Below are 25,994 nucleotides of genomic sequence, written 5' to 3'. Positions count from 1 at the left end.
AATTTAAAATGATGTTACTTCATCTGAATTATATACATTTCCAATTAAACGTTTTGTTGTCAATGTACATCATTACATGAGGACATATTACCTAAAAATTTCATATTTATTGGTTTATTTAAAATACGTGCATGAGACAACTGCGTTAATATTTTGTTGCTAGATAACCCTTTGTCTAACTCAATAATAGCATGAAAGGAAAATAATTTAATATTACCTATTTCGTGATAGCGAATATTAGCAATATTATTCGAAAGCACTCTAATAATATGACGTATTTTAACTCCATCATTACGCCCTACTGATATGTGATAAGCATCCATATTATCAGAAATTTTAGATTGCAACCTAGTTTTAATAACTCTATTTTCAACACGAAAACAATTTTGACGATTACTATTTATACGTATTTTAGAAACTGATTTATTTTTAATAATCGGATCTGGAGGGAATACCAATGGACGATTGCCTTGCGCTATTTTCAGCAAAACAGCTGCTAAATTTTCCGTTGTCAAATCTCTTCTAGGTTTTATTTGAGGTAATAGAGATCGATATACATCCAAATCATCATTCTCGGTACTTAATTGATATTCTACTTTATTCGTAAATCTCGATAATCGACAATCAAATAAAGTTTCAGAGGTAGGATACTGAACCTCTGGAATTTTTAGTTTTATTTTACGTTCAATATGACGCAACAAACGATATTCTTTATGCTCTACAAATAATAAGGATTTTCCCATGCATCCTGCTCTACCAGTTCTACCTATACGATGTATATAAGCATCAGAATTTATTGGTATATCATAATTTATTACTAAACTAATACGATGAACATCTAATCCACGTGCAGCAACATCAGTAGCTATAAGAATATCTAACTTACCATGCCTTAATCGATCTAATGTCTGATGTCGTACTGTTTGATTCATATCTCCATTCAAAGCTGCACTATTATAACCAAATCTCTCTAATATTTCGGAAATCTCCAACGTTGCATATTTAGTACGAACAAAAACAATAGCTGCGTCAAAATCTTCTGTTTCTAAAAAACGCATTAAAGCCTCATGTTTAGCGATTCCTGAATGTACTAACCAATAACTTTGTCTAATATTAGCACACATGCTAGTATTAGAATGGATAAATACTTCTTTTGGATTGTTCATAAATCGATAACTTATACGACGAATACCCATAGGTAAAGTAGCAGAAAATAATGCTGTTTGACGTTTAACTGGAATATTTTTAATGATACGCTCTACATCTTCAAGAAATCCCATGCGCAACATTTCATCAGCTTCATCTATTACTAAAGTTTTTAATTGAGATAAATTAGCAGTTCCACGGTTTAAATGATCTATTAGTCTACCTGGAGTACTTACTATAATATGAGGTCTCTTATTTAAAGCACTTAATTGAATGCCATAACTTTGCCCTCCATATAAAGTAACAACATTTATTTTTTTCATATATTTTGCAAAATTAGAACACACTCTCCCAATTTGTATCGCCAACTCTCGAGTAGGCGTTATAATTAAACCTTGAGAACAAGAATTGTTAATATCAACATTATGTAATAATGGTAAGACAAATGCCGCAGTTTTTCCGCTACCTGTATGCGCCATTCCTAACACATCATATCCAGCTAATAAATATGGAATGCATTGAATTTGAATAGGTAGAGGTTTTGTATACCCAACATCATGTAAAACATTGACAATATAACGATTTAATCCTAAATCTATAAAAGAGTCTACAGTTTTCGACATTTGTGATTACCTCATTTTAATAAACAATTAACTGTATAAAATACATATCAAAACCCTTTTAAAAACACAAAAAATACACATGCATACAATGAATGCATACAGAGGGATTAAAGTTATTTCAATAACAACGCTCTCGTCATACATATACTGCGTTTGCAATAACTACAATTAAAAACAAAATTAACAATATTGATTATAACTTCATGAATACGAGTATAAATTCCTTTTCATAAAGAAGAAAAAACTAATTCTTGAAATACTATGAAATATTAACCATATATATACTTTTTATAAGTTATAATAATAGTGTATCACTAATTCAATTAATTTATTTCCTGAGTACCCACATTTATCTTGTATTATAATTTATTCTATTAAGTATCAAATGATTTAATTTGCTTTATTCTAAAATTATAATATGAATTATCTTACATAATTGTATTGTTGCCTTATATTTACCCGAATATATGCTTAATATTATTAATGATTTTTATTGTTATACATTTCAACGCCCAACCTAACTACCTTGAATTGTCACCAATCTTTTTTATGTAATCCTCCGTGCAACTACAATTATCTCACATACGCAAACATATAAAATTTTATCACAGTAAAATACTATGTGCTATGCACTCACTTGATGTACTCCTTTCATACTCAAACGAATTCGTCCCTGACGATCTATTTCTAACACTTTTACTAATACTTTTTGCCCTAATTTCAAATAATCAGTTACTTTATTTATTCTTCTTTCAGAAATCTGGGAAATATGAACTAACCCTTCTTTTCCAGAAAGGATAGTAACGAATGCCCCAAATTCCACAATGTGACTAACTTTTCCAGTATAAACGGCTCCTATTTCAACGTTTGCAGTGATATCATTAATTCTACGAATAGCTTGTTTTGCTTTATCATAATCTAAAGCAACTATTTTTATGATACCATTATCTTCAATATCAATAATAGTATTAGTTTCTTCAGTCAATGAGCGAATAACTGACCCTCCCTTTCCTATAACATCTTTAATTTTATCTGGATTAACTTTAATGCTATATATCCTGGGAGCAAATTTAGAGATTTCCTGATTAGGAAACTTAATAATTTGTTCCATAACATCTAATATTTGCAGTCGAGCATTTTTTGCTTTTTTTAACGCAATATTTATTATATCATACGTAATCCCGTCCGTTTTAATATCCATTTGCAATGCTGTTATGCCTTGACGACTACCAGATACTTTAAAATCCATATCTCCAATATGATCTTCATCGCTAACAATATCAGATAATACCACGAAATCGTTTCCTTCCTTAATCAGACCCATAGCAACACCAGCAACTGCTGCTTTAATCGGTACTCCAGCATCCATCAACGCTAATGATGTACCACAAATAGATGCCATGGAGGACGATCCATTAGATTCAGTAATTTCTGATACTACACGTATTGTATACGGAAACTCATTAGCATTAGGCATAACTGCTAACATACCCCGTTTGGCTAAACGTCCATGTCCTATTTCTCTCCTTTTTGGAGCTCCTATGACACCTATTTCACCTACACAATATGGTGGAAAATTATAATGTAATAAAAATCTATCCACACGAATACCAGTTAATCCATCAATATTCTGTGCATCACGTTCTGTGCCAAGCGTAACAGCAACCAGCGCTTGAGTATCTCCTCTAGTAAATAATGCTGATCCATGAGTACGTGGTAATATGCCTGTTTTTATATCTATTTTCCGAATTGTATCTTGTGAACGTCCATCAATACGTAATTTGTTCGTTAAAATACGATAACGAATTGATTGCGCTTCTAAATAATTTAAAAGATACATTATTTCTTTTTCATCTACAGCAGCATGCTGGTAGCTATTAAGAACGGTTTTTACTATATCTTTCTTAATACTATCAACTTGAGCATGACGCTCTTTTTTATCAAAAAAACAATATATATCTTGCGCACGAGACTCATACAATTCAGATAAATACGTTTTTAAAGATATGTTCACTTCCTTTTCGTTCCAAGAATACTTAGTTTTTCCAACTTTTTTAACTAATTTATTAATATTATGAATCACTATTTGTTGTTGTTCGTGACCAAATATAATAGCGTCTAAAATTTCTTTTTCACTTAGTAAACACGATTCTGATTCCACCATCAAGATATTAGATTCAGTCCCTGAAATCACCAAATCTAACTTACTATTAGATAACTCTGTTGTTGTTGGATTTAATACATATTGATTTTTAATATAACCAACTCTAGCTGCTCCAATGGGTCCAAAAAATGGAATATCAGACAAACTCAATGCAGCAGATACTCCTATTATTGCTACAATATCTGGATTTACTTGCGGATTTACTGATACTACCGTAGCAACTACTTGTACATCATTAATAAATCCCTTAGGGAATAACGGCCGAATAGGGCGATCAATCAAGCGAGACGTTAATGTTTCGTTTTCACTTGGTCGACCTTCTCGACGAAAAAAACCTCCTGGAAATTTTCCAGCAGCATAAGTGCGTTCTTGATAATTTACAACAAGAGGAAAAAAATCTTGTTCTAATCTGACTTGATTAGAACTAACTACTGTAACTAATACTGTAGTATCACTCATACTCACCATGACTGCAGCATTTGCTTGACGAGCTATGGTTCCAATATCTAAAATTACAGTATGCTGTCCATATTTAAATTTATGAATAATCGGATCTAACAAAATAATATCCTTTTTATAATTTAATATATAATTTTTTAATATGTCTAAACAATCATAAGAACATCATGATCTTAAATATAAAATTAAAAAAATTTCATTTTCTAATTTATTTTAAAAACTCCTGAATAAATAAAAAATATCATCAAAACATGTATATTCTTCACAAACCAAATTATATTAATGACGTAATCCTAAATTTCGTATTAAATTAGTATAATGTAACATGTTATTTTCTTTTAAATATTTCAATAATCTTCTCCGATGAGCGACCATCTTAAGTAATCCTCGACGACTATGATGATCTTTTTTGTGTTTTAAAAAATGATGCTTCAAATGATCAATGCGTTCAGTTAACAGAGCAACTTGTACCTCAGTAGAACCAGTATCTTTAACGTTACGACCAAATGTAGAAATTATTTCTCTTTTTTTTTCAACACTCCAAGACATGGACAACACCTTTTATGTAAAAACTATATTTAATTTGAAGGTAAATGATATTTAATAAATTAAATAAAATTGAAATCAATATTCAATTTTTTATTGTATTCCTCTATTTAATTAAAAAATACATTAGATAAAAATAGAGAATATACTTCTTTGATTTTATATATTATCTGTATCTATCATAAAAATACAATAAAAACTGTCTAACCCTTATAAACACCACAAATAACACATATAATCAACACTCATACGTTCACGTAATTTGACTGTATCAATTATCAAAATGCATCCATTTTATATTCTTGACGCAAGAATAACATATATAGAAAATGTCAACATTTTTCATTGGATATATTCGCAAGCTCAAGCATGATCATATTCATTGGTGTCAAGAATGCATCCAATTTGCAAAACACTTGTACATCATCAAAAGAATCATTGTAAAAAATAGCTTCTAAAGTTGCTGGATTTATCATAGAAGAAGAAATGTACTGTCCTACTGATAAACGACGTAATTCTATGACATGTGCTCCGCAACCTAAATACTCTCCAATATCATTCACTATACTACGAATATAAGTACCCGTAGAACAATGGACATCTAACTCGATAATATTTTCTGTTTTTTTAATAAGACTCAGATTGTATATATGAATCGACCTGGGTTTTCTAGGAAAATAGATTCCTTTTCTGGCGTATTTATATAAAGGTACTCCACGATATTTTAATGATGAAAACATAGGAGGAATTTGATTTCTTATTCCTATAAATGATTCCAAACATTGTTCTAATATATAATCATTTGACTGTACAGGCGACACACTAATAATCGTCCCATCTGAATCAAAAGTATCAGTACTTACTCCCAGCTGAGCGCTGACTTTATATCGTTTATCAGAATGTAACAAGTATTTAGCAAGCTTAGTCGCTTTACCAAAACAAACAGGCAGCATTCCTGTGGCTAAAGGATCCAAAGTACCAGTATGTCCTATTTTTTTAGCATTAAACAATTTTTTGATCTTATTTAAGAATAAACCAGAAGATATTCCTTTAGGTTTATCTAATAATAAAATGCCATTAATATCTCTATTTCTTACATTCTTATATCGCTTCACTAGAAACCTTAATGCATTATTAATTTAACTTTTATATCATAATTTCTCTGTAGTAGAAATTAAACTACATACTTTTGCTCCTTCAATTAATGAAGAATCATACTTAAAGAATAATATAGGCGCTACACGTATACACATAGTATTAGCTAATAAAAAACGAATAAACCGTGAAGCACGTTGTAATATCATAACAGCAGTATCTATTTCCTCGGGACCTTCTTTATTAATAAAAGTCACAAAAATATTAGCATTTTTTAAATCTTTAGATACTTGCACTCCTGAAATAGTAGGTATACCTATTCGAATATCATCGATCTTATGTTGCAAGATAATAGAAACTTTTTTATGTATTTCATTAGCAATACGCTGAGTACGATAACTATGTTGAAAGTACATCTGTCTACCTTCCGTAAAAAATAAACATGTATATCACATACAAATAAACACCCAATTGAATAATCTAATAATGAACATACCTAATCTCAGTTATACATGAGATATTTTTACCATATCAAACACTTCAATCATATCTCCAGAATGAATATTCTTATAATTTTTTATACCAATACCACATTCTATTCCACTGCGTACTTCATTAACATCATCTTTAAAACGACGAAGCGACTCTAACTCGCCTTCATGCACTACTATATTATCTCGTATAACTCTAATTTTTTTATAACGTTTTATCATTCCCTCAACAACCATGCAACCAGCAACGTTTCCATATTTTGGAGAACGAAATACATTACGTACTTTTGCTAAACCAATAATTTCATGTTTATAGCGTGGCGCTAGCATACCATGTACTGCTTGTTTTACTTCATCTATCAAATCATAAATTACCGAATAATAGCGCACATCTAACTGATCCGCTTCAATTATACGCCGAGCAGTGGGGTCTGCTCGAACATTAAATCCTACAATAACCGCATTAGAAGCTGCTGCTAATGCAACATCAGTTTCAGTAATACCACCAATAGACGAAGACAAAATTTTTATTGTTACATCACCACCAGTTGATAAATTTTCTAAGGATTCACGAATAGCTTCAGAAGAACCTTTCGTGTCAGATTTAACAATTAAATTTAATTCAGAAACCACACTAGTATTCTTAATACTGGAAAATATATTTTCTATGTTAGGTTCTTTTTGACGAGCCAATTTTATTTCACGAGATTTTCCTTGACGATACAAAGCTACCTCCCGAGCTTTTTTTTCGTTACGAACTACAATTACACTCTCCCCAGAAGCAGGTGATCCCGATAAACCCAATAATTCAACCGGGATTGACGGACCAGCTGAAGTAATCTCATGTCCGAATTCATTACGCATGGCGCGAACACGTCCATATTCTGTTCCGCATAAAATTATATCACCACATTTTAATGTACCTTCACGCACCAGAACAGCAACTACAGGACCACGTCCTTTATCTAAAAAAGATTCAATGACTATGGCCCTTGCCATACCATGATGCACAACTTTCAACTCCAACATATCTGATTGCAATAAAATAGCATCTAATAAATTGTCTATTCCATTTCCTGAAGTAGCAGAAACATGTATAAATTGTGTATCGCCACCCCATTCTTCTGGAATAAGACCATGGTTATTAAGATCATTTTTTATTCTTTCAGGATTGGCTTCTGATTTGTCAATCTTGTTTATTGCTACAACCACGGGAACATTGGCAGCCTTAATATGCTCTATTGCTTCAATAGTCTGAGGCATAACTCCATCATCAGCGGCTACTACTAAAACAACGATATCCGTTATCTGAACCCCACGAGCACGCATAGCAGTAAATGCTGCATGTCCTGGAGTATCAAGAAAAGTAATCATACCATTATCAGTACTCACATGATATGCGCCTATACTTTGAGTAATACCTCCTACCTCAGAAGAAGCTATTTTAGTTGAACGAATTCTGTCAAGAAGGGATGTTTTTCCGTGATCTACGTGACCCATAATAGTAACTATTGGCGCTCTATTTGCGAGAGTAGTATCAGAACTTGTTATATCAATATCACGATCATTCATAATTAACTCTTCTAGTTCGTTTTCACGACGTAAAATAACATTATGGCCCATTTCTTCTGCCACCAGTTGAGCAGTATCTTGATCGATAATTTGATTAATCGTTGCGATTATACCCAATTGCATCATCGTTTTAATGACACGAGAGCTTTTTATGGACATCTTATTCGCTAATTCAGCTACACTTATAGTTTGTCCAATAATAATATCACGAGTAATTGTTTGAACAGGTTTATTAAAAACTTGCACTAATGCACTTTGTTTACGCTTACTTTTATTAACACGATTCGGAATATATAACTCTTCTTCCATACCGAATTCATCAGATGTTGCCTCATATAAACGATGATGATTACCCCTTTTATGTTGTTTAGTCAATTTCCCGCCATTTCGATATCGTGTACGCACACGAGAGCGATTTCTTCTTTCATTTTCTAATTTTTGGTTATTATTCTTCTCTAACAATTCAGGCATACAATACAATTTACTATTACTGGAGCTATCTCCTAAATTAGAAGAAATTGCATTTGTATTATTTAATTCAATGTCCCAACAATTTTTAGTCTTTTTTTTAAGCAACTGTGTTTCATCTGAGTCTTGTAAAGACTTATCTTCAAATTTACGGGAGATTTTTCCTATGACTTTCTCTTTGTGCTCTATTAATTCAGAATAACGATGATTTTTTTTGGAAATTTTTGTTAATGATGACGGACCGAGAGTATTACTTATTTTTTTGTTGACCAATCTATTATTCCTTACAATTAGACTAGATGCTTCGCGATTAGCATCTAAAACCATTTTGTTTTTTACATCAATAAACTCTGTCTCTTGTAAAGTAGATTGTACATATGTAAGCTTCTTTCGTATCTCTATTTGTACTTTTTTATTTTTACCACCGACACTAGATACACTTAAAATACTACGTGTTTTTCGTTGTAATATTAATTTTTTAGATATGTCGCTTTTATTATCATTCATATACTTAAATAAAATTTCTTTTTCTCTTTGAGTTACAATACCTATTTCTGTTTTTAAAATGCCAATATATGAAAACCATTGTATTAATTGATCTACTGACATTTTCATTTCCGCAGCAAACGATTGTATGGTGGTATCTGTCATGGCTTTCCTTAATTATTACTAATAATAATATTAATGTTTGTTATCATTATTAAACCAACAAATATTGCGGGCTTCCATAATTAATTCTCCAATTTTTTCTTTAGTTAATCCTTCAATATCGGAAAGATCCGAAATATCTTGTTCAGCTAACTCTTCTAATGTAGAAATACCACGTTCAACTAATGTTAGTGCTAATTTATATTCAATATTAGGCAATCTCAATAATCCTGTAACGGGATGAATAACCGCCGCAGTATAATTATCTTCCTTAATATTTTTTTCATTATGAATCACAGAAAAATTCTTTAAAGCACTTTTTGCGCGATCCCTAATTATTTCTACTGTTTTTCTATCAAATTCTTTTATTGATAATAATTCTGTCATAGGTACATAAGCTAACTCCTCAAGAGAAGAAAACCCTGAATCAATTAAAATTTTAGCAAATTGCTCACTGATATTTAAGGAATGAATAAAAATGTTTGTGATAGTACATATTTCAACTTGACGTTTCTTTTCCAACTCATCTACAGTCATAATATTGAGTTCCCAGCCGCTTAATTGAGATACTAAACGAATGTTTTGTCCATTCCTTCCAATAGCCTGAGGTAAATTAGTTTCCTCTACTGAAATATCCATTGTATGTTTATCTTCATCTATCACAATAGACGCAACATCAGCAGGAGACATAGCATTGATAACAAATTGAACAGGATTATCATCCCATAATATAACATCTACTCGTTCTCCTCCTAATTCACCAGACACAGCCTGAACACGTGCTCCTCTCATTCCTACACATGCTCCTACTGGATCAATACGCTTATCATTTGTTTTGACGGCAATTTTTGCCCGTGAACCAGGATCTCGCGCTGCGGCTTTAATTGTGATTAATTCTTCTCCAATTTCAGGTACCTCAATACGAAATAATTCAATCAACATTTCAGTCCTAGTACGACTGATAAGTAATTGAGGACCTTTAAAATCCGGTCGCACCAAATAAAGAATACCACGAATTCTATCTCCTAATCTAAAATTTTCACGCGGTAACATTTCTTCTCTATTAATCATACCTTCAGCATTATTTCCTAAATCTATACTTATACTATCTCTATTAATTTTTTTTACTATACCTGTAACAATATCACCCTGTCGATTTAAAAACTGTTCTATAATAATTGCACGTTCAGCTTCACGCACCTTTTGAACAATAACTTGTTTTGCGGTTTGAGTTGTAATACGATCGAAACTAATAGATTCAATGACATCTTCAACGTAATCACAAATTTGTACTTTTGGATTCTCAAATCGAGCTGCATCTAATGTAATTTCTTTAGTAGGTTGAGTTACTTGTTCCACTACAACCCACCTCCGAAATGTATTAATCTGACCTGATTTACGATCAATTACAACACGAACTTCAACATCTTGTTCATATTTCTTTTTTGTAGCGGCAGCCAATGCTGTTTCTAATGCTTCAAAAATTTTTTCTTGAGGTACAGCTTTTTCATTAGAAACTGCTTCTATAACAGCCAAAATCTCTTTATTCATCCCAGTTTCTCAAAATGCTATTTCCTTAATAGCTATTATGTGTATATCATTGTGTAATTAAATTTTAAAAAACAATTCACCCCTACATCGTATTGAAAACATGATGTATTTGTAATTTATCGATTCAATTACAAAAACTATGATTATAATTGATACAAATTAATTTAATCGTCCTATTCATATCAGACAACCTTGTAACATATAACAGAATTCTATTCGATATTATGAAATTAATAAACCTTGAGAAATTTCCATAGAAAATAATCAGTGATCTACTTATTTGATAGGTATGTTATCAACATGAAAAGAAATCTATTAATATTCTCTGAATATTAACTAAACATTTAACCATAACTAATTTAATATAATTGATACTATTTATGTAGTTCCTAATAATATCAACATATTTTCCATTATTCTTAAACTACAATACCAGCCTTAATCAGGCTTGGTATAACACACAACACGTATTATATTTCCTATAAGTACAAACAAAGTAACCTACTTGATACGGTTGCGGGGGTCGGATTTGAACCAACGACCTTCGGGTTATGAGCCCGACGAGCTGCCATACTGCTCCACCCCGCGCCTGTACTAAAACAATAGGAATTGTATACCATATAACTCCGAAAAAGCAAATTATTTATATTACAAAACAATACCGAGGACGGGACTTGAACCCGTAATCTCAAATAAGAGAACTACCACCTCAAAGTAGCGTGTCTACCAATTCCACCACCTCGGTTATTAACAACCATCGATAATATCGATATCTCATAGTAATACTTTAATTTATATATACATTTCCGGTTACACATATTTTATATCTTTTTATTACATATAAAAAGATATCTTAATTAATTTGTTGTTGAAAAACTTACGCTTAAAATTTATATAATTTTATCAATCTTGCAATTGACTATTTTGTATATTATTTTGAATATACTTTTGATTTTGTTTGCTATTTATATTTCCCAATAACAAACTAAATAAAAAAAATAATATAGCTAAAATTACTATTAAACACGTTATACCATTATTGATACCTCCTGAACCTAACATATCTCCTAAAGAACGACTACTAAACATGCCTCCTGAATCATTACTTTTGTTTTGTTGCAACATAATCAACGTGATTAGAGCTATTGCTATAATTAAAAATATAACCAAAAAAAAATGATACATGATATTATATCGCCTTATACAAACATTTTATGTTTAAAAAAATAAATAATTTCCGAAACTACTAATATTTCTTTTTATATAAAAATACTACATAACTCACTTATATTATAATTATTCAATATACGCATAATATTTAAAGTAAATGACTATTGTATTGATTTTATTTCCGATCTTATTACAGAAGCGATCCTATTTGCTAAATATAATATTTTACCATAACAACAATTTCCCTCCACCATAATACGAATATATGGTTCAGTACCAGACTGACGCAGTAACACGCGGCCTTGTTCAGATAACTCCTGTTCTACTGCTTTAGTTTCTTTTCTAACCAAATCAGACTCTAAAGGGCTTTTAATACTAGAACAATATACATTAACTAAAATTTGAGGCAATAAAGACACATCGTTGCATAATTCATGTAAACTTACGCAATTATTTACCATTGCGGATAATACTTGAAGAGCAACAATAATACCATCTCCCGTGGTAGTTTTATCTAAAAGTACAATATGCCCGGAATTTTCACCTCCAATATTCCAACCCTGTTTTTTTAACATTGCAAGTACACAGCGATCGCCAACATTAGAACGTATAAAAGGAATATTCAACTGTTTTAATGCCAATACAAGCCCCATATTACTCATAAGAGTCCCTACAATACCGCCTGTTAATTGCTTGCAATGTAATTTTTCTCGAGCAATAATATATAGCATTTGATCACCATCTACTTTATTTCCAAAATGATCAACCATAATGACCCTGTCTCCATCCCCGTCATAAGCAATACCTAAATCTGCTTTTTTTGCTAATACATGGGCACGTAATTGCCGAATATCTGTAGTACCACATTCTTTATTAATATTAACTCCATTTGGACGACACGCAATAGTAGTCACATTAGCGCCCAATTCACGGAACACACTTGGAGCTATATGATAAGTAGCGCCATTAGCACAATCTACAATTATTTTTAATTTTCTTAAACTGAGATGAGCAGGGAAAGTTCCTTTGCAAAATTCTATATAACGACCAGCTGCATCAACAATACGACTAGCTTTTCCTAACTCTTTTGGATCAACACACGTTAAACATTTTTCTAATTCTATTTCTATAGAATGCTCTACTTCATTATCTAATTTAGTACCCTTAATAGAAAAAAACTTAATACCATTATCATAAAAAGGATTATGTGAAGCAGAAATTACAATGCCAGCCTCAGCTCTAAAAGTACGAGTTAAATACGCAATAGCCGGAGTAGGCATAGGACCAGTTAATGCAGCAGACAAACCAGCAGCAGCTAATCCTGACTCTAATGCCGATTCTAACATATACCCAGAAATGCGAGTATCTTTTCCAATAATAATGTAATTAGACCTACCGCCACTAAAACGACTTAATACTTTTCCTGCAGCCCAACCAAGCTTCAGAATAAAATCTGGAGTAATGGGCATGCTCCCAACTTTGCCTCTAATTCCATCAGTACCAAAGTATTTGCGGCGCTTCATATTAATTTTGTCCTTACTTTGTCTGCTGTTTCAACATCATACGCACCACTTTTAATGCTTCTGCTGTTTCCTTAACATCATGCACGCGAATAATTTGTACGCCTTGTATAGCTGCAATCACTGCGCAAGCAATGCTGCCTATTAATCTTTGTTTAGGATTATATGAATTAGAACTAAGATTAAGCATTGACTTGCGTGATATACCTACTAATAAAGGTAAACCAAAATGATGAAAATATTTCAAATTAGCTAATAGCTGATAATTATGTGATAAACTTTTCCCAAAACCAAAACCAGGATCAAGTAATAATTTATTTCTGCTAATACCCGCTGATTCAAAACGAGTGATTTGTTTAGTAAAATACTCGTTTACTGAATGTGTAACATTAGAATATATGGGAGAATTTTGCATTGTATTAGGTTCTCCTTGCATATGTACTAAACATACCGGCAATTTACAATATAATGCAGCTTTCAGTGCTCCTGCAGCAGTAAGAGAGCGGACATCATTAATCATATGAGCACCGATAGCTGCGCTCTCGCGTATGATTAACGCTGATGATGTATTTATTGAAATATAAGTATCAAAACGCTGTGCTATAGCACGTACTACGGGTATAACCCGATCCGCTTCTTCTTCATCACTGACAACATCGGATCCAGGTCGCGTTGATTCTCCTCCGACATCAATGCAAGTAGCGCCATAAGTAATCATATTAAACACATGATCAATTGCTTTAGGAAGAGTACAATAATTACCTCCATCAAAAAAGGAATCAGGAGTAATATTTAAAATCCCCATAATCTGAATTTCAGAAAAATCTAAAATACGTTTATTTGTAATCAATGTCATAAATTTAAAGACATCTCCAAACAGTATTTAAAAATTAATTTAGGTGATTTAATTCATATTAAAAACGTAAAATACTATTTAAATCTGACAATAATTCAATTTTTGTTTTTATATCAAAATTATTTACATATTATTGTGATGCAGCATCAGGATTATCATTGTAAGATTCGCTGTCTACTGATTTTGATTCTTTTATAGAAGAAACACAAGCCTCCTTATTGCTATCATTAGTATCAGACACGCTATTTTCCCATCCAGATGGAGGCTTAATTGATTTTCGATCCATCAAATCATTTATCTGAGATGCATTAATCGTCTCGTATTTTATTAACGCATCTTTCATAGAATGAAGAATATCCACATTTTTTATCAAAAGCTCACGAGCACGTATATAGTTTTTTTCAATCAGAAATTTAATTTCCTGATCAATAATACGAGCAGTTTCATCAGACATATGCTTTTCTTTCGCCACTGAACGCCCAAGAAATATTTCTCCTTCTTCTTCTGCGTATAATAACGGACCAAGTTTTTCCGAAAACCCCCATTGGGTTACCATATTTCGAGCAATAGAAGTAGCTACTTTAATATCGTTAGAGGCGCCAGTAGATACTTTATTAGGGCCATAAATTATTTCTTCAGCAAGCCTACCCCCATATAATGTAGAAATTTGACTCTCTAATTTCTGTCGACTAGTGCTAATTGCATCACCTTCTGGTAAAAAAAACGTTACACCTAAAGCGCGTCCCCTAGGGATTATAGTTACTTTATGAACCGGATCATGCTCCGGGACTAATCTACCAATTATAACATGACCAGCTTCATGATAGGCTGTGGATTCTTTTTGAGCTTCTGTCATCACCATGGAACGACGCTCTGCACCCATTACAATCTTATCTTTAGCTTTTTCAAACTCTACCATCGATACCATATGTTTGCTATCACGAGCAGCAAATAATGCCGCTTCATTCACTAGATTAGCTAAATCCGCTCCTGAAAATCCTGGTGTACCTCGCGCAATTACTAATATATCTACATCTGATGACAACGGTACATGACTAATGTGTACTTTTAATATTTGTTCTCGCCCCCTAATATCCGGTAATCCTACAACTACTTGACGGTCAAATCGTCCTGGTCTTAATAAAGCTGGATCCAATACATCTGGACGATTAGTGGCAGCTATGACAATAATACCTTCTTTTCCTTCAAATCCATCCATTTCTACTAACATCTGATTTAAAGTCTGTTCACGTTCATCATGCCCCCCTCCTAAACCTGCGCCTCTCTGACGACCAACCGCATCAATTTCATCAATGAAAATAATACATGGAGCAGCTTTCTTAGCCTGTTCAAACATATCCCGAACACGAGATGCTCCGACACCGACAAACATCTCTACAAAGTCAGAACCCGAAATGGTAAAAAATGGAACTTTTGCTTCTCCCGCAATAGCTTTGGCTAAAAGTGTTTTTCCAGTTCCAGGAGGTCCTACCATTAAGACTCCTTTTGGAATTTTTCCTCCTAGTTTTTGAAATCTGCTGGGTTCACGTAAATAATCTACTAATTCTTTCACTTCTTCTTTTGCTTCATCACATCCTGCCACATCTGCAAAAGTAGTTTTTATTTGATCTTCAGTTAGCATACGTGCTTTACTTTTACCAAAAGACATAGCTCCCTTGCCGCCTCCTTGCATTTGACGCATAAAGAAAACCCAAACCCCAATCAATAATAACATTGGAAACCAAGAAATAAAAATAGATGTAATTAAACTAGGTTCTTCTGGAGGCTCCCCAACAACCTTAACTTTTTTAGTTAAAAGAATGTCAAGTAATTTCGGGTCATTTACTGGAATATAAGTAATATAACGATTACTATCCTTTTTAATAACCACAATTTCACGACCGTTAATGCGAGCTTCTTTAACTTGATCTTGGTTTAAATCATACATAAAAGTGGAATAATCCAATTTGCGACTGTTCGAGTCGCTAGGCCCAAAATTCTGGAATAAAGACATCAAGACTACTGCAATGACTAACCAGATACCCAGATTTTTCGCCATGTCACTCAAAAGATTAACCTCGCATTACAACAAAATTTTAAATAATTTTAACATATCTACATATAAATTATGCTTACTTACGTTCTTTCGCTACAATATAAACCTCACGAGAATGAGACCTAGAGGCATCTGGCTTACGGATCCTTACTATGTTAAATAAGGAATGCACATCACACAAGTATTTATCCAAACCCTTTCCCTGAAAAACTTTCACTAAAAAAGCACCTCTATGCATTAATACGTTACGACATATATTTAACGCCAAATTCCCAAGATGTATAGATCGACTTACATCGATTATTGATATACCGGTTGTATTAGGAGCCATATCAGATAAAACCACATTAACCTGTTTCTGTCCTACCCATTTATATAATATTTTAGAAATATTAGGATTAGAACAATCTCCTTTCAAAAAATTCACCCCAGAAATATTACGCATAGATAATATGTCACACGCTACAATACGCCCTGTCTTTCCTATTTTACTTTTTACATACAGCGCCCACCCGCCAGGCGCTGATCCCAAATCTATTACTGTCATACCAGTAGAAAACAATGCATCTATGCGATTTATTGCATCAAGCTTAAACCAAGACCGTGACCGCAGTTTCTGTCTTTGTGCTGCTTTCACATACTGGTCTTTGAAATGTTTTTGTAACCATCCTGAAGAACACATAGAATATTTGCTATTTACCATATCGGGTTACTTCTCAAATATTTTCTTGAATAAACAACATTGATAAAATGGCGATAATTTCTATTTCTTTCAATCTTACTTAAACAAAAAAATAAAAATTCCATAAAAATAAATAAATTTTTTGTGTATATCCAATTTTTATATATTTTTCTAATTATTACAAATAGCGCGCATAAACATATATCTAATTGCAAATAATAAATATTTCAAAATAGATGAAAGTAAAAAATATAAATTTAATAATAATGTTAATAGCATCATATATTTGTATTATTAATATTAATTAATATAACGATTACGAATAAAATTTTATTTTTTACTTTCATAATCATCATTTTGTAAAAAATTTAAAATAAAAACGAAAATAAAAATATGTTTAACAATATTTAACCTGGAGTATTTTATATCTTACTTTTCCTTTTGGAGTATTAATTCGAACAATATCTCCTTCTTTATGACCAATCAAACCTCTAGCAATAGGAGAATTGATAGAAATCATATGTTCCTTAAGATTTGCCTCATCATCCCCTACAATACTATACGTTTGTCTATATGTTGTATCCAAATTTTCAACACCAACCGTAGCGCCAAAAACTACTTTATCGTCAGTAGTTAATTTGGTAATATCTATAATATGTGCATTAAAAAGTTTAGACTCTATTTCTTGAATACGACCCTCACAAAATCCTTGTTGTTCTCGAGCAGCATGATACTCAGCATTTTCTTTTAAATCGCCATGCTCCCGCGCTTCGGAAATATTCTTTATAATTTCTGGACGAAGAACATTTCTTAAATAATCTAGTTCCTCTCTTAACTTTTCAGCTCCACGTAAAGTCATTGGTATGCGCTTCATGTTATACCTTTATTATATTGCATACATGTAAACAATAAACAATCACGCTACATACAAAAGCATGATTTAATTAAACATTATAATTTTATCTTCTTAAAAACAAAAATTGTCATTACCTAACTTTTAAAAACTTTTTCAAAAAACATCTCTCTTAATATGTATAAACTATTTTATAAATATCTATGTGTATAAAACATCATCAATTACGATATCATGATATTAAAATTTTTTAAACTTAAAGGTATATTATGTGTATTGTTTTAAAATAACAATAGAATTAGCTAATCCTGATTCCTACTCATTGTCTTGTGTATACATAAGAGTTGGTTCTTAACTGTGAGTATGATGCATAATAAACTTCATAATACTGTTACATAGCGATAATACATTAGTATTATGTATAGAAGATATTGAGTAATAGCGCCCTTTCCATTTTAAAGAACTAATAACATGGTTAATCCTTTTTTCCGCCACTTGTTGTTCCAACAAGTCTATTTTATTGAATATTAACCAACAAGGTTTTCTAACTAAATTTTCATTGTAATTACTTAATTCATGCTGAATAGTAATAATATTTTCTAATGGATCGGAATTATCCACAGGCGCAATATCAATAAAATGCAGTAAAATTTGACAGTGTTCTAGATGCTTCAAAAATCGCATTCCTAATCCCAAACCATGAGAAGCGCCTTTAATAATACCAGGAATATCCGCAATAATAAATCTATCATAGTTATTAATTTGTACCACACCTAAATACGGTACTAATGTAGTAAATGGATAATCTGCTACTTTTGGTTTCGCTGACGATATTATACGAATAAAACTAGATTTTCCAGAATTAGGTAATCCAAATATTCCAACATTTGCTATTAGAAGCAATTCTAATAGCAAATGTTGGAACTCTCCTGTTGACCCATTTGTATTAAGTACCTTACAATAATGCAAAGAAGATTTAAAATGTCCATTTCCCAAACCATGACGCCCTCCTTTAGCCACCATCAACCGTTTGTGATGAATACCCATATCTCCCAATAATTTATTTGTTTTTTTATAACTTACTCTAGTTCCCCACGGTACTTTCACAATAACATCTTTGCCTCTTTTACCAGTACAACCACGGCTACGGCCACTTTGTCCATGACCGGCTCTAAAAACACAATTAGAATGAAAATAATTTAAAGTATTAATATTAGGATCTGCTAATAACCAAACATCCCCTCCATTTCCTCCATTACTACCATTAGGTTTCTTCAAAAAAGAAGCTCTTCTTCCCGATTTTTGAAAACTAACACACCCATTCCCTCCGTTACCAGCAATAACCGTAATGTTGGTCATATCAACAAATTTCATAATATATCTCTAACATATCGTCTATATTTATAGTATAAATAACTTGTCACTTAATAAGTTAGTGTAAATTTTGTAATAATAAAATTTATTCCATATTGTTAAATAATGTTTTTAGTATTTTTGTTCCTTCTATCGTTATCAATATACATAGTTACTTACCTTTCAAATCCGTATGAACACATGAACGTTTTTAATAATTCTTAAACCTTATAAAAAACACACATGTCATTTTCAAAATACTAATATAGTCATCGCTTATAACTATACAACTACCAAAATACCTGGGCGCAATTAATTCTTTATTTATAAAATTAAAAATTTTAATTATTAAGTAACATTAATAAATTAAGTTTCTATTTCTAAGAAACGATACTAATAAATTTTCGGCGCAATGCTCCCCTTTTTTCAAATAAAACTTTTCCAGATTTTAAAGCAAAAAGAGTATAATCTCTTCCACAACCTACGTATTTTCCTGGATGAAATGTATTGCCTCGTTGGCGCACAATAATAGTGCCTGACGATACACATTCACCTCCAAAACATTTAACTCCTAAACGCTTACTATGTGAATCTCGACCGTTACGAGTAGAGCCTCCAGCTTTTTTATGTGCCATTTTTATTCCTTATTTCTTAATAATTTGGATTGCAATTGCTTATGCTTAATGCTTATGCTTAATGCTTACTATTTTTATTGTTGTAAAACACTGACGATGTCCTTGGAATTTACGAAAATGTTTACGACGTCTAAATTTAATAATCTTTATCTTCTGATTAAGACTCTGAGCTATAATTTCTGCTATAATCCGGCCCTTTTTTATAAAAGGACTCCCTATGTGAAGGCATTCATTAGAATCAATAAGCAATATTTGATTAAATTCAACTTGATTACCAACCTCAAGATCAATCCGTTCTATATGAATCACTTGGCCTTCAACAACACGATACTGTTTACTACCAGTTTGAAAAACTGCATACATAAATAATAATCCATCTCTTGTTTATAATCTGATATTATTTCTATACATATTGTTATACATTAAAAAAAAATGTTTCTCAACACAATAATAAAATTTACTGCATACTCATAAGTGTAGTTTAACTTAATAAAAAAATTGCGTACGTAAACAATATATAAATACATCAACATTTTATATTTATAATAATATTAATGAATATTGATCAAATCTCCGAACTAACTGAACAAGATATGGAAGATGTGAATTCAGAAATTCGCACGCGATTAGCATCTGAAATCACTTTAATTAACAAACTTGTTCAATACATTGTAGATAGTGGAGGAAAACGAATTAGACCCATGATTACCTTGCTGACCGCAAGGGCGTTATGCTATAAAAAAACACAACATGTTACTATTGCTACATTAATAGAGTTTATTCATACTGCTACTTTATTACATGATGACGTAGTAGATAAATCACACATGAGGCGCGGTAGGAAAACTACTAATATAATTTTTGGTAATGCTGCTAGTGTATTGGTAGGGGATTTTATATATACACGAGCCTTTCAAATGATGACTGAATTAGAATCCTTGCGAATATTATCTTTGATGGCAGATGCAGTCAATATAATTGCAGCAGGTGAGATATTGCAATTAACACATTGTAATGACCCCACTATTACTATCGATAGTTACATGAAAATTATTTATAGTAAAACTGCTCGTTTATTTGAAGTAGCTTCTCAATCATCTGCTATTTTAGCTGATGCCAATACATGTCAAGAAAAAGCATTACGTAATTATGGGCGATATATGGGGATTGCCTTTCAACTAGTTGATGATGTATTAGATTATTCTGCCTCAGAAACAATATTTGGGAAAAATGTCGGAAATGATTTAAATGAAGGAAAGCTTACTCTTCCTCTGCTACACGCTATTCATCATAGCACCTCAAAACAAGCATCACTTATAATTCAATCTATTAAAGAAGGTAACCATCGTCACTTGTTAAATATAATTTTAGATACAATGCATCAACATGGATCATTAGAATACACTCGAAAACGCGCTGAAACAGAAATCAAAAAAGCTATCTCTTGTCTTGATATTTTACCTCCTTCTCCTTATCGACAAGCATTAGCAAGTTTAGCGACTTATACGGTTCAAAGAATTTATTAGATTTTCATCTTTAAAATCACAAATAATTTGACATTAAAATTATATATAAAATATAAAATTGTGATGCTTATAAACATGAAATACTTTTATTAACTGTAATAAACACAATTATGTTATGTTAATAAACATATTGATAATAAAACATATATAACATATGATTGTTTTTAAATTTATTATCTATATATAGGCAATATAAATGTATTTCAATCAAATACCAGCGGGAAAAAATATTCCAGAAGATATATATGTGATTATTGAAATTCCAGCCAATTCTGATCCAATTAAATATGAAATTGATAAAAAAACAGGAATAATATTCGTTGATCGTTTTTTATTAACACCTATGTTTTACCCTTGCAATTATGGATATATTAATAATACTTTATCATTGGACGGAGATCCAGTAGATGTCTTAGTACCTACCCCATATCCTTTACGATCAGGTTGTGTAATACATTGCCGCCCTATAGGTATGCTTAATATGCTAGATGAATCTGGAGAAGATGCAAAAATAATTGCAGTGCCCCACGAGAAAATATCAGAACAATACTCACTAGTGAAAGATATAAATGATTTTTCAATTTTATTGCGCAATCAAATTAGTCACTTTTTTAAAAATTACAAAGAATTAGATTCTAGAAAGTGGGTAAAAATAAAAGGATGGAGCAATATTAATGCCGCTAAAACGGAAATTTTAAATGCTTTTGAACGTTTTGAAAAAAAAATTTAATATCACACTTGCACTTTATATTAGATCTTACACATTTTAAGTATATTGGTATTGGATATATGCAAATATAAAAAACTAAAAATCAAGCTTATATAATATATCAACCGCTTGTTGATTGCTTCCGGAAGTAACTTCTAAATATAGTTTCGAACACAAGCAATAACGTACTGTTATTGTTGTCAATAAATCAAAAATGCCAATTCCATATTTAATTTGTAGACCAGGAGCAATATATCCACTTAACGCAACTAACGGTGCGGTACTAATATCTTGAGTATTTAATGTTAAATCTTGAACACCAAATATCTTTCCTATTTTGTTAATAAACTTCTCACTATTCCTAACAGTTGCTCCGATTAACAACGATGTTACTATATTCGTATCTGTATTCAAAGGAATTACATTTTTACTATCGCCTAATAAATAAGATGTTATCTCTTGTGGAGAAAGGAATAATGAATCAGAGAAAATTTCTATTTTTGGTTGACTAAAAGTACCAGTAATCCGTATACCAACTATACTCCCTTCTTTAATACTAGAAGGATCACAAATTGCTTCAATATCGATATATGGTTGGTTTATCGCTCCGGAAAACAATAATTGTCCCTTTCGTATTATCAAATTTTGTCCATATGCTTGAAAACAACCAGAAGGTATATCAATATGGCCTGTTAATGCCAAATGATTTTTATTGTATTCAATTTCTAAATTACCTCTTAATTTTGTACGAAAACCCAATCCGTTAAAATTAACATCATTACCAAGACACACGTTAATATTAGCAGAAAAAGAAATAAATAAATTTTTAGAATTATTTAAAATAAGTTGGAGATTATCATCTAGCAAAATTTCTTCTGAAGAAATATTTGTTATATTTTTTGAATACTCCTTCACTTCAATATGAGCCCAAGGGATTGCAACATTGCCTTCTATATGAATTTTTTCTGGAGTAATTGTACAATTAAAATCAGGAGATATCTTCATTTTTATTTCTGGAGACATACAAAAATTAATTTGGTTACCTCGTATTTTAAAAAATGCACGTATATTACTAATAGAATCAAAATTCATAATATTCCCATTTAAATGCAATCTATATCCATAATCCGTATCTATTGTTCCATTTAATACAGCATGATCTCCAAAGAATTTTATAAATAATTGACCATTTTTTACAAAAAATAGCGTATCAGGTTTATTAACATTAAAATTTTTTAATTGAGCTGCGCCATAAATTTTTAGGTGACGTTTATATCCATAAAAATAAAGATTTAAATTTAACAATCCATGTATAGGTTCTTGTAGCGAAATCAATGAATTACAAAAAGATACTAACGAAACATTTTTAACATGTATATTTCCTGCTAATTTAGATGTATTGTGTAATTTAGTTATTTTAAATAGTCCATGGACTTGATCATCATCTCCAATGTTCATGAACCACTTGCAATACGAAGCAGTTTGTGTCAATACGATTTTTGCAGTTATGTTATTTATTGTAATCGGAAAAATTTCGGGCTCTTCAATAGAGGATTTGATGTTAAATTGTTTTCCTGAAAATGAAATTATACCCTTAGGTAATAAGGTGCCTAATATCCAATAACAATCTGTACAATATATACGAACAATATGCATGTTCATTAATCTTGGTAATAAAATATTTAAAGAAACTACATTAAAATTTTTGAATGCATCATTCACTTTATTCAATATATTCTCCTTTAAAACATAAGAAATAGGGATGGTGCAATCAACAATTTCCCAGTAATGTGAATCAAGGATAATTTTTCGCGTTAAATATTGATAAGTAAGAACAATATCTTGCATTAATTTCCATGTTCCTATTGCAGTAACAATGTTTGTTTTTTTAATTTTACTATGCCAAGTTTTATGAAAAAGATCTAAATTTCCAAAAAGTTTTACTTGACCAGATAACATATCGCCATAGGCAACTAAATCTAAATAATGTTCTTTAATATTACCTTGTCCTTGTATAATTAATTTACATAACGACACAATTCCACATTTTATCTGATTTGCTTGAAAAAAAATTTTGCTTTGTATAACGGTATCATAACAAATATCCCCGTTTATCATTATTTTGTCAAAAAAAAGTTTTTTTTCATGCCAATACAAAGAACATGCATCAATATTTAACAACAATCTAGGAGAATATTTAACGGGACTATATAATTTAAATTTTCCATATACACTACCGTTTAATCCAGGTATCAGCACGTTGCAATCTGGAGCCGCAAACACAATGTTGAAAATAGAATCTCTTTTCAAGTCTTCTTGTATTTTTAACACGTTAGGACCCCATTTAATTAGTAATGTGGGTATTTTCCATGTACCAGTTGAATTATTGTATAATACACCTATGCATGAAATATTATTATTTTCTATACTCCCATTAAGATTTAAATCAGATATTGTTATGTCCCAAGCGTCAGAATATACGTGTCCTTGCATATTGATGTTACCTGACAAATTTATAGGACATTTTAACCACTTTTGAAAAATATTTATTTTGTTTAACGCGCACACACTGTTCCAACTAATCATATCACCCGACCAATTAACCATTCCTTGTATATCGAGATATTCTTCTAATGCAGTCATTCTTAATTTAGAAATAGAACAACTATTAACATCTCCCTGAGCGTTCATAACTATATGTACTAATGATGAAAATTGAGCGCTACTTAATTGAGACGTTATCTGAATGGAATAATTTCTTGTTTCACCATTGACAAATACATCGAGCTCTTCTATTAAAGAATCATTCTTTCCTAAAAAAGAAAGTGGTATTTTTCTACCAACTATAGATATAGTTATAGGCATTCCAAATTGCATTATCTTAGTTTTTAATAATACATGTACTGTAGAAATAACACCTAAAAAATCACAACAAAGACGTACCTCATTATATAATTCTCCTACGATAACTAATTTTATTTTACTTACGTCCTTTTTCTTTATATTGGTAGAATTACTACTAGTATTAAAATGATATTTCGTATAATTGAGGGTTATATTTATTGGGTAATATTCTTTAAATATTATGCTACCTATTACATTAAGGTATCCATATGGACATTTAAGATTCAAGTTAATATTTGCAGTTTGATTATATAAATATGTTTGTAAATAAAAATAATTAACAATATAAGAATTATTATTATCAAAAATATAAAAATTCTCTCCTGTTATATCCTTTAGAACTATATTTATAGGAAAATTAAAAGAAGGTAATTTTGTTAATAATTTACTAGAAAATGATTTCAATAAATACTTTATATTCCGTTGATTACTATACTTATATATATCTATCGCTTTGGTTGCTATATTTGATGTATTTACATCGGGAATATTTAAAACTGCCCCTTTAATATTTACAGGTAAAACTGTCAATAAATTATCTTGAAATGTTAATTCAGTATCTAATTTCGTTACTTCAAACGTAATGTTATTGAAATGAATACAAGTATTATTCAATACTATATTCTTTAATATTATGGCAAATGGGATAGAACGAATATTATTTATTTCTATCCTTTCGTATTTTGTATGTGATTTGTTCGTCACATCGTTTTTTTTTATTTTTATATAAACATCTTCCAAAAAAAGATGATTAATATATATTTTTTTATTCCATATGTCTTTTAGATTTAAAAAAACATCACATTTATCAATGTTAATTACACCTATCGAAGTTTCATATACTACATGAGTTATATTAAAATTACCCCAACTGCCAGAAACAGAATCAAATTCTAAACCAGGAATACAATACGTAATGCCTGTAAAAATTAAATATGTTCCTATATTAGTACCTAATAAAAACACA

At 31.0% G+C, this 25,994-nt stretch carries 19 protein-coding genes and 2 tRNA genes; 2 read left to right on the top strand and 19 right to left on the bottom strand.

What is annotated here, in order from left to right; genetic code table 11:
* Window positions 1-59 precede the first annotated feature (59 nt).
* The 18 genes from BPEN_RS00550 to rplU form a co-directional block, all read right to left on the bottom strand.
* Window positions 60-1,769, bottom strand: a complete 1,710-nt coding sequence (locus BPEN_RS00550; protein ID WP_011282660.1) for a DEAD/DEAH box helicase — start codon at window positions 1,767-1,769, stop codon at window positions 60-62.
* Between the two features lie 625 nt (window positions 1,770-2,394).
* On the bottom strand, window positions 2,395-4,494 hold the full coding sequence (pnp, locus tag BPEN_RS00545; protein ID WP_011282659.1) for a polyribonucleotide nucleotidyltransferase: 2,100 nt from the start codon (window positions 4,492-4,494) through the stop codon (window positions 2,395-2,397).
* A gap of 177 nt (window positions 4,495-4,671) precedes the next feature.
* Window positions 4,672-4,941 carry a 30S ribosomal protein S15 gene (gene rpsO, locus BPEN_RS00540; protein WP_011282658.1) on the bottom strand — a complete coding sequence of 90 codons (270 nt, stop codon included), beginning with the start codon at window positions 4,939-4,941 and terminating at the stop codon, window positions 4,672-4,674.
* 329 nt (window positions 4,942-5,270) lie between these two features.
* Window positions 5,271-6,053, bottom strand: coding sequence for a tRNA pseudouridine(55) synthase TruB (gene truB / locus BPEN_RS00535; RefSeq protein ID WP_011282657.1), 783 nt, complete (start codon window positions 6,051-6,053; stop codon window positions 5,271-5,273).
* Between the two features lie 36 nt (window positions 6,054-6,089).
* Complete coding sequence (gene rbfA / locus BPEN_RS00530) at window positions 6,090-6,449, bottom strand: 30S ribosome-binding factor RbfA (protein ID WP_011282656.1); 360 nt, start codon at window positions 6,447-6,449, stop codon at window positions 6,090-6,092.
* Between the two features lie 90 nt (window positions 6,450-6,539).
* Entirely contained in the window at window positions 6,540-9,215 is a 2,676-nt protein-coding gene (infB, locus tag BPEN_RS00525; protein WP_011282655.1) for a translation initiation factor IF-2, read from the bottom strand.
* Window positions 9,216-9,245: 30 nt separating this feature from the next.
* Window positions 9,246-10,763 carry a transcription termination factor NusA gene (gene nusA / locus BPEN_RS00520; RefSeq protein WP_011282654.1) on the bottom strand — a complete coding sequence of 506 codons (1,518 nt, stop codon included), beginning with the start codon at window positions 10,761-10,763 and terminating at the stop codon, window positions 9,246-9,248.
* 514 nt (window positions 10,764-11,277) lie between these two features.
* A tRNA-Met gene (locus BPEN_RS00515) sits at window positions 11,278-11,351 on the bottom strand.
* A gap of 71 nt (window positions 11,352-11,422) precedes the next feature.
* Window positions 11,423-11,508, bottom strand: a tRNA-Leu gene (locus tag BPEN_RS00510).
* 158 nt (window positions 11,509-11,666) lie between these two features.
* The gene (gene secG, locus BPEN_RS00505) at window positions 11,667-11,948 is read right to left on the bottom strand and encodes a preprotein translocase subunit SecG (protein ID WP_011282653.1); all 282 of its coding nucleotides are present in this window, start codon (window positions 11,946-11,948) and stop codon (window positions 11,667-11,669) included.
* Between the two features lie 146 nt (window positions 11,949-12,094).
* Entirely contained in the window at window positions 12,095-13,456 is a 1,362-nt protein-coding gene (glmM, locus tag BPEN_RS00500; RefSeq protein ID WP_011282652.1) for a phosphoglucosamine mutase, read from the bottom strand.
* Window positions 13,457-13,469: 13 nt separating this feature from the next.
* Complete coding sequence (gene folP / locus BPEN_RS00495) at window positions 13,470-14,309, bottom strand: dihydropteroate synthase (protein ID WP_011282651.1); 840 nt, start codon at window positions 14,307-14,309, stop codon at window positions 13,470-13,472.
* A gap of 130 nt (window positions 14,310-14,439) precedes the next feature.
* A complete protein-coding gene (gene ftsH / locus BPEN_RS00490; RefSeq protein WP_011282650.1) occupies window positions 14,440-16,368 on the bottom strand; it encodes an ATP-dependent zinc metalloprotease FtsH in 1,929 nt (642 codons plus the stop codon).
* 73 nt (window positions 16,369-16,441) lie between these two features.
* Window positions 16,442-17,068, bottom strand: coding sequence for a 23S rRNA (uridine(2552)-2'-O)-methyltransferase RlmE (rlmE, locus tag BPEN_RS00485; RefSeq protein ID WP_011282649.1), 627 nt, complete (start codon window positions 17,066-17,068; stop codon window positions 16,442-16,444).
* 376 nt (window positions 17,069-17,444) lie between these two features.
* Complete coding sequence (greA, locus tag BPEN_RS00480; RefSeq protein ID WP_011282648.1) at window positions 17,445-17,921, bottom strand: transcription elongation factor GreA; 477 nt, start codon at window positions 17,919-17,921, stop codon at window positions 17,445-17,447.
* A gap of 330 nt (window positions 17,922-18,251) precedes the next feature.
* Window positions 18,252-19,274: a GTPase ObgE gene (obgE, locus tag BPEN_RS00475; protein WP_011282647.1), complete on the bottom strand. Its 1,023-nt coding sequence runs from the start codon at window positions 19,272-19,274 to the stop codon at window positions 18,252-18,254.
* A gap of 359 nt (window positions 19,275-19,633) precedes the next feature.
* On the bottom strand, window positions 19,634-19,888 hold the full coding sequence (gene rpmA, locus BPEN_RS00470; RefSeq protein WP_011282646.1) for a 50S ribosomal protein L27: 255 nt from the start codon (window positions 19,886-19,888) through the stop codon (window positions 19,634-19,636).
* 45 nt (window positions 19,889-19,933) lie between these two features.
* Entirely contained in the window at window positions 19,934-20,251 is a 318-nt protein-coding gene (gene rplU, locus BPEN_RS00465; protein WP_011282645.1) for a 50S ribosomal protein L21, read from the bottom strand.
* 191 nt (window positions 20,252-20,442) lie between these two features.
* Here rplU and ispB point away from each other — a divergent pair, with 191 nt between their 5' ends.
* Together ispB and ppa are read left to right on the top strand one after the other, a co-directional pair.
* A complete protein-coding gene (ispB, locus tag BPEN_RS00460; protein WP_011282644.1) occupies window positions 20,443-21,414 on the top strand; it encodes an octaprenyl diphosphate synthase in 972 nt (323 codons plus the stop codon).
* 196 nt (window positions 21,415-21,610) lie between these two features.
* Window positions 21,611-22,144, top strand: a complete 534-nt coding sequence (gene ppa, locus BPEN_RS00455) for an inorganic diphosphatase (protein ID WP_011282643.1) — start codon at window positions 21,611-21,613, stop codon at window positions 22,142-22,144.
* 75 nt (window positions 22,145-22,219) lie between these two features.
* Here the strand turns inward: ppa and BPEN_RS00450 are convergent, their stop codons facing one another.
* On the bottom strand, window positions 22,220-25,993 hold the full coding sequence (locus tag BPEN_RS00450; protein WP_238374064.1) for an autotransporter assembly complex protein TamB: 3,774 nt from the start codon (window positions 25,991-25,993) through the stop codon (window positions 22,220-22,222).
* Between the last annotated feature and the right edge of the window lies 1 nt (window position 25,994).

Source organism: Candidatus Blochmanniella pennsylvanica str. BPEN, assembly GCF_000011745.1.
Classification (GTDB): domain Bacteria; phylum Pseudomonadota; class Gammaproteobacteria; order Enterobacterales; family Enterobacteriaceae; genus Blochmanniella; species Blochmanniella pennsylvanica.
Note: the sequence above shows the minus strand (reverse complement) of the source record. Positions and strands in the feature narration are given on the sequence as shown.

Coding starts and splice junctions, on each gene's coding strand:
- BPEN_RS00550 (WP_011282660.1), bottom strand. CDS start 1,769: ATGTCGAAAACTGTAGACTCTTTTATAGATTTAGGATTAAATCGTTAT.
- rpsO (WP_011282658.1), bottom strand. CDS start 4,941: ATGTCTTGGAGTGTTGAAAAAAAAAGAGAAATAATTTCTACATTTGGT.
- rbfA (WP_011282656.1), bottom strand. CDS start 6,449: ATGTACTTTCAACATAGTTATCGTACTCAGCGTATTGCTAATGAAATA.
- infB (WP_011282655.1), bottom strand. CDS start 9,215: ATGACAGATACCACCATACAATCGTTTGCTGCGGAAATGAAAATGTCA.
- nusA (WP_011282654.1), bottom strand. CDS start 10,763: ATGAATAAAGAGATTTTGGCTGTTATAGAAGCAGTTTCTAATGAAAAA.
- secG (WP_011282653.1), bottom strand. CDS start 11,948: ATGTATCATTTTTTTTTGGTTATATTTTTAATTATAGCAATAGCTCTA.
- glmM (WP_011282652.1), bottom strand. CDS start 13,456: ATGAAGCGCCGCAAATACTTTGGTACTGATGGAATTAGAGGCAAAGTT.
- folP (WP_011282651.1), bottom strand. CDS start 14,309: ATGACATTGATTACAAATAAACGTATTTTAGATTTTTCTGAAATTCAG.
- ftsH (WP_011282650.1), bottom strand. CDS start 16,368: ATGGCGAAAAATCTGGGTATCTGGTTAGTCATTGCAGTAGTCTTGATG.
- rlmE (WP_011282649.1), bottom strand. CDS start 17,068: ATGGTAAATAGCAAATATTCTATGTGTTCTTCAGGATGGTTACAAAAA.
- greA (WP_011282648.1), bottom strand. CDS start 17,921: ATGAAGCGCATACCAATGACTTTACGTGGAGCTGAAAAGTTAAGAGAG.
- obgE (WP_011282647.1), bottom strand. CDS start 19,274: ATGAAATTTGTTGATATGACCAACATTACGGTTATTGCTGGTAACGGA.
- rpmA (WP_011282646.1), bottom strand. CDS start 19,888: ATGGCACATAAAAAAGCTGGAGGCTCTACTCGTAACGGTCGAGATTCA.
- rplU (WP_011282645.1), bottom strand. CDS start 20,251: ATGTATGCAGTTTTTCAAACTGGTAGTAAACAGTATCGTGTTGTTGAA.
- ispB (WP_011282644.1), top strand. CDS start 20,443: ATGAATATTGATCAAATCTCCGAACTAACTGAACAAGATATGGAAGAT.
- ppa (WP_011282643.1), top strand. CDS start 21,611: ATGTATTTCAATCAAATACCAGCGGGAAAAAATATTCCAGAAGATATA.